3 protein-coding genes are annotated in these 1995 nt (G+C 71.9%); 1 reads left to right on the top strand and 2 read right to left on the bottom strand.

Annotated elements, in window-relative coordinates; genetic code table 11:
• Positions 1-37 precede the first annotated feature (37 nt).
• Together J0670_RS36785 and J0670_RS36780 are read right to left on the bottom strand one after the other, a co-directional pair.
• Complete coding sequence (locus tag J0670_RS36785; RefSeq protein ID WP_207817124.1) at positions 38-595, bottom strand: tRNA adenosine deaminase-associated protein; 558 nt, start codon at positions 593-595, stop codon at positions 38-40.
• Between the two features lie 302 nt (positions 596-897).
• Positions 898-1134: a hypothetical protein gene (locus J0670_RS36780; protein ID WP_207817125.1), complete on the bottom strand. Its 237-nt coding sequence runs from the start codon at positions 1132-1134 to the stop codon at positions 898-900.
• Between the two features lie 163 nt (positions 1135-1297).
• On the opposite strand from J0670_RS36780, the gene upp reads away from it, so the two are divergent.
• Positions 1298-1933, top strand: coding sequence for a uracil phosphoribosyltransferase (upp, locus tag J0670_RS36775; RefSeq protein WP_196951378.1), 636 nt, complete (start codon positions 1298-1300; stop codon positions 1931-1933).
• The last annotated feature ends 62 nt before the right edge of the window (positions 1934-1995 follow it).

Raw genomic sequence — 1995 nt, 5'->3', positions numbered from 1 at the left:
GGGCATCCGGTGGTGGACACCGGTGCGGCCGACCCCGCTACCGGACCGCCTCCAGGACCTCACCGCAGCCCAGGGCCTCGGCGATCTCCTCCAGGGCGTCGCCCGGCACCGCGCCCTCGCCGCTCAGGGCGAGCAGCTCGTCGCCGGCCAGGCCGAACTCGACGAGCAGGTGGGCGTCGCCCAGCGGGCCGACCGGGACGCCGCCGCGGGCGTCCGCGTCCTCGTCGTCCTGGTCCTCGGCCTCCTCGTCCTCGTCGAGCAGGTGGTCCAGGTCGCCGAACTCGCTCTCGCCGGCCTGGTCGACCAGCTCGTCGGTGAGGACGGAACCGTAGGAGCTCCGGGCGGCGGCCGCGCCGTCCGACACGAAGATCCGCGGGTCGTCCTCACCGTCCACGCGGACGATGGCGAACCAGGCGTCCTCCTGTTCGATGAAGATCAGGACGCTGTCGTCGTCCTGGGCGGAGTCGCGGGCCAGGTCGGCCAGATCGGCCAGGGTCTCGACGTCGTCGAGCTCCGTCTCGCTCACATCCCACCCGTCCTCGGAGCGAGCAAGCACTGCAGCGAAGTACGCCACCAGGGACACTCCCAAGATCATCGGTCTCGGCTGTCGGCGCGCTCGGGCGACGCGAACATCTGGCCGCCCCCGCGCCAGAGGCGGTCCGCTGTTCGGACCGTCCCATCGGAATCGTGACAGAAAGCCCGCCCTCGCGGGGGGTGTTCGGCAGCGCGTCTTCGCAGGTCGTGTCGGAAGGCCCGGGCGGCGGACGGCGAAGTGGTGCCGTTACCGTCCGAAGCCGGTCGAAATTTGCTCCGAACACCCGCGGGGGTCGCGTCGGGTCGTTTCGAGGGTGCGCCGGGGGCGCTCCGGGGGTGCTCCGGGGTCGCGTCGGACCCGTGTCAGATCCGGAAGGTTCGCATCCGCATCGCTTCGCGCATCCGCCGTTCCTTGGTCCGCCGGGGCTGGACCCGCTCCCTCAGCTCGCGCGCCTCGGCGAGCTCGCGCAGGAAGACGGCCCGCCGCTTGCGGCGCTCCGCCTCGGTCTCCGGAGGGTCCTGCGGCGGACCGGCGCGAAGGGGCGCCCCGCCGACGGGCTCGTCCGCCGAGCCGTCCCCGGCGTTCGGGTTGCTCGTCATAAGACGTGACATTCCCAGAACGGGCGGATTGATACCACAGAAGGCGTTAGCGTCCCGACATCCGCGGTGCGTCACGGCGCGTCACGAAGGCGTCACCCCGGACGGCGGGCGGTCGTGGCACGGCGTGTCGTACTGGCGTCCAGGACCGGGCTAACCTCGATACATGCGTCTCCACGTCGTCGACCACCCCCTGGTGGCCCACAAGCTCTCCACCCTGCGCGACGAGCGCACCGACTCGCCGACCTTCCGTCGCCTGACCGACGAGCTGGTGACCCTCCTCGCCTACGAGGCCACCCGGGACGTCCGCACCGACGAGGTGGAGATCACCACGCCTGTGGCGGTCACGCTCGGTACCCGGCTCAGCTACCCGCGCCCCCTGGTCGTCCCGATCCTGCGGGCCGGCCTCGGCATGCTGGACGGGATGACCCGCCTGCTGCCGACCGCCGAGGTGGGCTTCCTCGGCATGGTGCGCAACGAGGAGACCCTCGAGGCCTCCACCTACGCCACCCGGATGCCCGACGACCTCTCCGGCCGCCAGGTCTACGTGCTCGACCCGATGCTGGCCACCGGCGGCACCCTGGTCGCCGCGATCAAGATGCTGATCGAGCGCGGTGCCACCGACGTCACCGCCGTGGTGCTGCTGGCCGCGCCCGAGGGCGTCGAGGTGGTGCAGCGGGAGCTGGCCGGCCTGCCGGTCACCGTGGTCACCGCCGCCCTGGACGAGCGGCTCAACGAGAACGGCTACATCGTCCCGGGCCTCGGCGACGCGGGCGACCGGCTGTACGGCACCGCGGGCTGATCCTTCCGGCTGAAGAACTGAACGACCGAACGAACGAGAAGCCCCCCGGCACTGCGTCTGCC

This window comes from Streptomyces sp. FH025 (assembly GCF_017427025.1).
GTDB lineage: Bacteria > Actinomycetota > Actinomycetes > Streptomycetales > Streptomycetaceae > Kitasatospora.
This window is presented reverse-complemented; position numbering and strand designations above follow the sequence as displayed.

Excerpts from the sequence above, each read along its gene's own strand:
- J0670_RS36785 (WP_207817124.1), bottom strand. The coding sequence starts at position 595 with ATGATCTTGGGAGTGTCCCTGGTGGCGTACTTCGCTGCAGTGCTTGCT.
- J0670_RS36780 (WP_207817125.1), bottom strand. The coding sequence starts at position 1,134 with ATGACGAGCAACCCGAACGCCGGGGACGGCTCGGCGGACGAGCCCGTC.
- upp (WP_196951378.1), top strand. The coding sequence starts at position 1,298 with ATGCGTCTCCACGTCGTCGACCACCCCCTGGTGGCCCACAAGCTCTCC.